The 6,819-nt window shown below is 69.4% G+C and carries 7 protein-coding genes; 1 reads left to right on the plus strand and 6 read right to left on the minus strand.

The features are described 5' to 3' along the window. Positions 1 to 26 precede the first annotated feature (26 nt). Together ACWD4G_RS36925 and ACWD4G_RS36930 are read right to left on the minus strand one after the other, a co-directional pair. A complete protein-coding gene (locus ACWD4G_RS36925; protein WP_451301476.1) occupies positions 27 to 203 on the minus strand; it encodes a hypothetical protein in 177 nt (58 codons plus the stop codon). A gap of 319 nt (positions 204 to 522) precedes the next feature. After that, a complete protein-coding gene (locus tag ACWD4G_RS36930; protein ID WP_451301478.1) occupies positions 523 to 1,002 on the minus strand; it encodes a hypothetical protein in 480 nt (159 codons plus the stop codon). Between the two features lie 363 nt (positions 1,003 to 1,365). Here ACWD4G_RS36930 and ACWD4G_RS36935 point away from each other — a divergent pair, with 363 nt between their 5' ends. Next, positions 1,366 to 2,097, plus strand: a complete 732-nt coding sequence (locus ACWD4G_RS36935) for a pentapeptide repeat-containing protein (RefSeq protein ID WP_451301480.1) — start codon at positions 1,366 to 1,368, stop codon at positions 2,095 to 2,097. Positions 2,098 to 2,228: 131 nt separating this feature from the next. On the opposite strand, the gene ACWD4G_RS36940 is transcribed toward ACWD4G_RS36935, so the two are convergent. Genes ACWD4G_RS36940 through ACWD4G_RS36955 form a run of 4 tightly spaced genes read right to left on the minus strand, consistent with a single transcriptional unit; the run spans position 2,229 to position 6,784 of the window. Further along, on the minus strand, positions 2,229 to 2,993 hold the full coding sequence (locus tag ACWD4G_RS36940; protein WP_451301482.1) for a TatD family hydrolase: 765 nt from the start codon (positions 2,991 to 2,993) through the stop codon (positions 2,229 to 2,231). Then, positions 2,977 to 4,251, minus strand: coding sequence for a hypothetical protein (locus ACWD4G_RS36945; protein ID WP_451301484.1), 1,275 nt, complete (start codon positions 4,249 to 4,251; stop codon positions 2,977 to 2,979). The genes ACWD4G_RS36940 and ACWD4G_RS36945 overlap by 17 nt, the downstream gene beginning before the upstream one ends. Further along, a complete protein-coding gene (locus ACWD4G_RS36950; protein WP_451301486.1) occupies positions 4,248 to 5,087 on the minus strand; it encodes a hypothetical protein in 840 nt (279 codons plus the stop codon). The genes ACWD4G_RS36945 and ACWD4G_RS36950 overlap by 4 nt, the downstream gene beginning before the upstream one ends. Next, positions 5,087 to 6,784 carry a KAP family P-loop NTPase fold protein gene (locus ACWD4G_RS36955; RefSeq protein ID WP_194038060.1) on the minus strand — a complete coding sequence of 566 codons (1,698 nt, stop codon included), beginning with the start codon at positions 6,782 to 6,784 and terminating at the stop codon, positions 5,087 to 5,089. Before ACWD4G_RS36955 ends, ACWD4G_RS36950 begins: the two co-directional genes overlap by 1 nt. Positions 6,785 to 6,819 lie beyond the last annotated feature (35 nt).

Here is a 6,819-nt window from a genome sequence, read left to right on the forward strand (position 1 = left end):
CTGTCTGCCCGCACCGCCTCCGCTTTTCAGGTCATCCCACGGGCGGTACTGCGCCGCACTGCCACGGGGCCGATGCAGTCCGCGTCGGCCATCGGCCCCGTGATGATCACGACGTCGCCGGTGGCGGTGACATCGCGCTGCCATGTGGGCTCCGACGACAGTGAGCCGTCGCAGAGGCGGCTCGTGTCCGGGAACCAGATCATGAGTGCCCCATCGGGCAGCCGCAGCTCGGGTGCGCCGGGGCACAGGAGTGAAGAGTGACATCGTGGTGACCTGCAGTCCGCCCACGCGTCGCATCAGGTCTCGACGGCATCGGGTACCGGTATCTCGGCCTAGTCATGAGCGTCGCGGAGCTGCAGGGTGTGGGGCTGCAGGACGAAGATCGCCATCAGCGAAGTGCCCGCCCGCCGCCCGCCGTTGCTTCTCGCCGCTGCCCGGGAAGCGGGGCGGCAGCGGGGGGGTGGTGACTCATCACGTCTCCTCTTGTCCTCTTGCCCGCTCAGGAGGCGGGGCGGCGAGGGGTCACTGGTAGAGGAAGTCCGCCGACCACCGGGACAGGCCGGCGACGAGGGTGACAGCGGTGTCCGCCGCTTCGCGGCGCTGTGCTGCTGTGCGGTGAATGCAGGCGGTGTCCTGGATCCACCCGTGTGCGCCGTATTGCCGTGCCAGCGTGCGGAAGGTGGGCGAGGCGCGAAACGGGGCGTCGGACGCCTCGTTGCCGGCGACGAGTTCTGACGGGATGCCGCAGTAGATCTCGGACGTGATGAAGCAGGCCCAGGCCACCAGCTCCAGCGTCGCTCGCGCATCGTCCGCGACACGGTCCAGCAGGGCGGGCCGGCACTGCTGGCAGTCATCCACCGTCGCGTAGGTCAGCTGGTCCAGTAATTCGGGAAACGGAGCAGGCAGTTCCCAGGTGGGGTGTGCCCGGGACGGCGGGATGAACCGGAAAGACCGCTCTGCCGCAGCGTCGTGCAGATGGTCGGTGACGCTCGTCTTGTCCATGGGCTCCCCGCTCAACAGGCTCGCTCCCTGGTGCCACGGCTCATCCTTGCGGGCTTTCGCGCCCGGCGGCGGGAAAGTCACGAACCCGCCGTACGACGGCAGATCTTCCGGTAGGAGGCACGAGCGGGCCCGGCTCTCCGTCGACCTCGACATCACGGGCGCGTCACCGGCTCGAACTCGCCCGCTGCCTGGGCCTGCGCCTCCTGCACGCCGACCGCCTCGACGTGCTGCTGTACGCCTTCTGGAGGAACTACGCCAAGGGCACCATGGAGTAGCGGCACGGGCAAGGTGGTGGCCGCCTCCTGTATCCCGTACGCCTCTTACAGTCGCCCCCGAGGGGGTGGGCGCGATAGAAACCGGGGCATGGGGTTGAAGAAGGTGTGGTCGGCCGTGATGGCTGTGCTGGGCGTGGCCGGGCTGGCGGGGGTGCTGGCCCTGATGTTCACTCCGCTGAGCTGGCGCCTGGCACGCTGGCTGGCCGGGCAGGACTGGCCGTTGATGGACGCCGCGGCCCGGTCTGCGGCGGTGGGGCAGTTCCGGCTGGCCGTGGTGCAGGCCGTTGCGGGCGTCGGTGCCGGCATCGCCCTGATCTATACCGCCCGGTCCTACCGGCTGAGCCGTCGCGGGCAGGTGACGGACCGTTTCACGAAGGCGCTGGAGCGGCTGAGTTCGGATGAGCCGTATGTGTGCATCGGGGGTGTTCTGGCGCTGGAACAGATCGTCCAGGATGCCCCTGACCAGGGAAGACATGCCGCGCGGGTGCTGAATGCGTTCGTGCGCCGCCATACGCAGCCTGCCGGTGCGGCGGGCGGTCTGGCGTCCGTACAGCTTCCGGGGGAACCCGACGAGATGGTTCAGGAGGCGCTGCGGGCGCTCACCGCACCTGGTTCACGGCGTCGAGGAGGTTCCTGGCCGCCGGTCGATCTCGCGGGGCGTCATCTCGCGAAGGCCCGCCTGCCGGGAGCTGACCTGCGGGGGGCTCTTCTCAAGGGGACGACGCTCAAGGGCGCCGTTCTGTGTCGGGCGCGACTCGACGGTGCGGACCTGGCGGATGCCGATCTGGTGCGAGCGGACCTGTCCGACGCGCGGGGCTGACGGTCGAGCAGGTTCTTGCGGCCCGCGGTCTGCACGACTGTGTGCTGCCGGAGCCCGTGCGCAGTGATCCCCGGGTCGTGGAGCGTGTCAGCCGGGGTGAGTGACGCCGGTGGCTTCCGCAGGGCTGCGTGTCAGGCTTCCAGAGCCCAGTCCGCGACGTGTTCGGGAAGCCTGTCCAGGACGTGTGTACGGGTGGTCAGTTCGCGCAGGTTCTGCCAGAAGCGTCGTCTGACCTGTTCTGGTGTCATGCCGCGGAGTTCGGCGAGCCGTTGTTCGAGCCGGTCGATGTGGCCGGGGCGTGATGCGCCGGTGGTACGTCGGCTGGCCGGGAAGTCGGTCTCCGGCAGCAGACGTGTCAGGGGCAGGGAGGTCAGGATGTCGTCGGGCATGGCGGCGTTGACAGAGAAGTAGGCGCCCAGGTCGATGGCGTGTCGCCGCTCGGTGGGGCTGCCGAGGAACCAGTGCAGGATCATTCCGGGGTGCGGCTGGTCGGTCAGCAGGTCGAGGAGGGGGCCAGTGCGTCCGGTGCTGTGCAGCGACAGCAGAACGGGCTGGTCGTGAGCGGCCTCAAGGATCTGGGCGAGTACGGTGCGTTGCCGCTGGAGGTTGCCTCGGCGGTCGAGGCCGACTTCCCCGATGAGGCAGCTGTGCCGCAGGGTGGCACGGAACTGCTGCAGGTCGAAGGCGTCGAGCGCTTCGGGTACGCCGGGGTGTACGCCGGATCCCCACATCAGGCGCGCGTCACGGCGTCGGCAGGCGCGGTGTGCTTCGGCCGGGGTGCGGGTGACGGCGAAGACGACGGCTCCGTGCAGGGCGTCGATCTGCGCGGGGGTCACATCGGGTGCGATGTGGGCGTGGCAGTCGAGCGGTGGCAGTTCGTCAGGGAAGGGGGACATCGTTCAACTCCTGCAGGCCTCGTTGGCACAGGTCCACGACGGCGTCGAGGTCGGTGTCGGGGGGAAGTTCACCGACGGCGAGGATGTCGGTGTCGTCGATGCCGCGGGCGATGGCCTGCCGTACGTCGTGGACGTCCTTGCGACGGTGGTCCAGCAGCAGCTGGCGCGCGCTGCCAGTGAGGTGATCAACGAGGTAGGTGGTTGCGTCGTGGTGGGGGCCCGCGGTGAATGATCCCCTGCGGACCAGGCAGGCCAGGCACAGGCCGCAGTTGAGGGTGGGGTCCCCGCCGGAGTACCAGTTGCCATCGAGTTTGCTGCACGAGAGAGTTCCCGCCCCAGCCTGCAGCAGGGACTGGCCCGCACGGTCCAAGGCTCGCGCCAGGAGCTGTCCCTTGGTGAGGTAGGCGTAGGGGTTGGCCACCGTCACGGGGATGTCCAGGCTCGCCAGGAGCTCGTTGATTCGGGCGAACGTACCCGGGTGGGTCGAGCGGGTGGACAGGGCACCGCCCCGGGCGGCGGTCAGGGGCGGGTTGATGCTGGTGAAGCCGTTCTCGGGGACGGTCACCTGCGGGCTCGAAGCGCCGGCGGCGACTGCTGAGGCCAAGGCGGCGAACAGCAGGCTGCGGCTGCGTGAGGAGGATTCCGCGGCGGAATGGGTCTGGCAGAGCTTCACGCTGAGGTGGCGCAGCGGCTGCCGCGCACGGTCATTGAGCCAGGCACTGGTCTGCTGCTGGGCGTGGCGGATGACGGTGCTGCCGTCGTAGTGGCTGAGGTGGATGCGCTCTGCCGTGTCCCCGAGATGGTCCGCGGCGCCGCACAGGGAGTCGAGTCCGCCGCTGAGGAGCATCACGTCGTCGGCGTCGGGCACGGGTGCCGGGCGGTGGTCGCCGGGGGCGGCGGGTACGGCGTGCAGGTGCCAGGCGTCGCCGGTGAGCCAGGACAGCAGTTCTTCGGCGAGCCGGCCGGACGCAGCGTTCCAGGGGTCGGGGTCGACGGTGTGGACGGTGAGGTCGATGGTGCGCGTGAAGGTGGTGAGGGGACGGCGGGTGCTGCGGTCGGCGAGGTAGGCGGAGGCGGCGATACGGACGAGGTCGGCGGCGGCTGCCGGTGCGGGGCCCAGGAGGTCGAGGTCCCAGCCGAGTGTGCAGGTGACGGTCGGTGTGGGGCTGTGGGCGCGGGTGCGGGGCCAGTGCAGGGCGGTGGTGGAGGGCTCGTGCTGCTGTCCGTCGTGCGGCAGCACTTCGTAGGCGGTCGTCATGAGCGTCCTGCGCGCAGAATGCGCAGTGCCTCCCTCGTCACTCTCGCTGCTGTGGCGGTGAATTCCTTGACGGTCATGCGTCGCGTGTCGGGCACCAAGATGTGGCGTACTTTGCGCTGCAGCCAGGACCGCAGCCAGCCCTGTTTGCGGACAGCCTCCTCCGGGGTGAGGTTGTCGCTGGCTTTTTGGGACTGGAGCTCGACCAGGCCGAGTTCGTAGATCCATTCGGCGACGAGGCCGCGCAGGCTGTCTTCCGGGGTGGGCGGCTCGGCGGCGAGGAGGACGTCTTTGACGTGCTTGACGGTGGCTCTGCGCAGGGCCGCCTCGTCGGGGTGTCCGGCGTCGCCGAGGACAGCCTGCAGGATGCGGGAGATCTGGGTGCGCCGTGGCAGGCTGTTCAGCTCGGTGAAGTCCAGGCCGAGTTCACGTAGTTGCGCGGCATCGCCGTTGCGCAGGGCGTAAGCGCCCGCGAGGGCCGCGGCACCGCGCGAGGAACCCTTGAGTACCTGGCGCTGCGATCCGCCGCCGACACGGCCCGGGCCTGCCGCTCCCCCGGCCCCTCCTCCCCCGCCGCCGCTGCCACGGGCCGGGGCGATCAGGGCGGAGAGCGGATAGCCTCCGGCGGGCACCCTGCCGTGGTCCGCGTCGTCCTTGTTCAGCGCGTTGGCCAACGCCTGCACAACGTCGTCGAGGAACTGCTGCTGACTGTCGGGCAGGTCTGTGGTGTCCGGGGAGTTGGCGGATCCCGTTCCGGCGGCGGGCAGGGCGTCGAAAGCGTCATGGGCCGCGCTCCACTCGGCGGAGCCACTGCCTCCGTAGGAGCCCGAAGTACCCATCAGGGTCCCTCCTGTTCCAGCTTGGCCGCTTCCCTCACCATCGGGTCGATGTCCGTCGCCTCTGCCAGGCGTGCCGCCAGGTCGCGCAGTTCCCCGCTGTCGCTGTCGGCGATGTCCAGGGCGGAGGCGGGAGTGAGGTTACTGCGCATGTCCCACAGGCCGTCGGCGATGCGGCGGCGCAGATCCTCGGTGGCGTTCGCGAAGTACAGGAGGGACTCCACGAGCGGCTCGCTCTGCTGTTCCCGGCGGCCGCGCTCCAGCAGGGCCTCGACGACGGCCTGCTGCTCCGTGACCGGGCGGGCCGTCACCTCTTGCTGCGCGGTGCGCCGGTGCGGCTCCGACTGGCCGGCGAGGTGGGAGACCCAGGTGACCTGCTCCTGGGTGAGGGAGGCGGCCGCGGTGAGGCTCACCAGGGAGGCGGCCAGGCTGAGATAGGGGCCGATCGGGGCCGTGGTGAGATCGGGTTCGGACGCGGCCCAGTGCCTGCTCGTCTCACTGACCTGGTCCGGTCTGTCGTCGCGTTCCCCCTTCCCCCAGGCCTGCCAGTGCGCGAGGAGTTCACTGCGGGCGGCGTCCTGGAGTTTGACGAGGGTTTCGAAGTCCTTGCCCGGGCTGTCTTCCAGCAGCATGAGCTTGACGATCACCGAGGGGTCGATGCTGATGCCCTGGCTCTCGGCGATCCGGGTCCGCAGGGCGAACGCGTTGAGGAAGCGTTTGATGCTGCGTGGGCTTCCGGACCGGTCGGCCGACAGGCCGGTGGCCAGCCGGTCGGCCAGGGCGAGCGAGGCCACGTCGGGCTGCCACGGAAGATTCTGCAGGTCCGACAGGACCGGGGACTGCCCTGCGGCACGCCGCTGCTGGGCGTGCTCGACCAGTCGTGTGTAGTGCTCCGGCGAGCACTCGTGGGCCGAGAGCAGCAGCGTGATGAAGGTGGCTGCCTCGTCGGCGCCGATCCGCGGCAGCGACAGCGGCACCTGGACGATCTTCTCCAGGTAGCGGTGGGCGAACCGCTCGCTCCGGCCCGTGGCGTCCAGGCTCGCTGCGATCGACTCGCGCACCATGTCCTGGTCCGCTGCCAGGACGAACGCGACCTTCTCCACCGACAGGAAGAGCTTGATGGCCTCCAGCGTGGCCATCACCGCGTCGGGCAGACAGCGGTCCAGGTCGTCGACGAGCACGACCAGGCGCTTGAGCTGTGTCAGGTCCTTGAGCAGACTGGCGAACTCCTTCCGGAAACCCGCCAGACTCCTGGGATCGCTCTTCGAGCGGGGTGTGAGGGCCTCGACCAGGTCTGCGGACTGAGCGACCAGCGATCCCTTGGACAGGCTGACCGCAACGCGTGACCAGCTCACCCGTTCAAGAAGCCCATTGATCCTGTCCGGCAGGCCGTCCTGTGCCTTGTAGGCCGTCAGAAGATCCTGCAGGACTTCACCGATCACGCCGCCACGCACATCGAACTGGTCGTCGAACTCCCAGGGATCGAGACGGATCACCCGGTAACCGTCTTGCCCGTCCAGCTCCTTGTGCAAAAGCCGCAAAACCGTCGACTTCCCGCCGCCCCAGGGCGCGGCGATCCCGATCGTCACAGGGTCCAGGTACGGGATCTCGAGCGTGGTCACCACCGTGTCGACGATGGATGCGAAGCCCAGCAGGTCCACACCCGTGGGATTGTCGTCCCACAGTCTCATTTCGCTCATCACACGCCCCCCAGCCTGCTGCAGCGCTCCGCCGG

The organism is Streptomyces sp. NPDC002643 (assembly GCF_053592555.1).

Coding starts and splice junctions, on each gene's coding strand:
- ACWD4G_RS36930 (WP_451301478.1), bottom strand. CDS start 1,002: ATGGACAAGACGAGCGTCACCGACCATCTGCACGACGCTGCGGCAGAG.
- ACWD4G_RS36925 (WP_451301476.1), bottom strand. CDS start 203: ATGATCTGGTTCCCGGACACGAGCCGCCTCTGCGACGGCTCACTGTCG.
- ACWD4G_RS36950 (WP_451301486.1), bottom strand. CDS start 5,087: ATGGGTACTTCGGGCTCCTACGGAGGCAGTGGCTCCGCCGAGTGGAGC.
- ACWD4G_RS36935 (WP_451301480.1), top strand. CDS start 1,366: ATGGGGTTGAAGAAGGTGTGGTCGGCCGTGATGGCTGTGCTGGGCGTG.
- ACWD4G_RS36940 (WP_451301482.1), bottom strand. CDS start 2,993: ATGTCCCCCTTCCCTGACGAACTGCCACCGCTCGACTGCCACGCCCAC.
- ACWD4G_RS36945 (WP_451301484.1), bottom strand. CDS start 4,251: ATGACGACCGCCTACGAAGTGCTGCCGCACGACGGACAGCAGCACGAG.
- ACWD4G_RS36955 (WP_194038060.1), bottom strand. CDS start 6,784: ATGAGCGAAATGAGACTGTGGGACGACAATCCCACGGGTGTGGACCTG.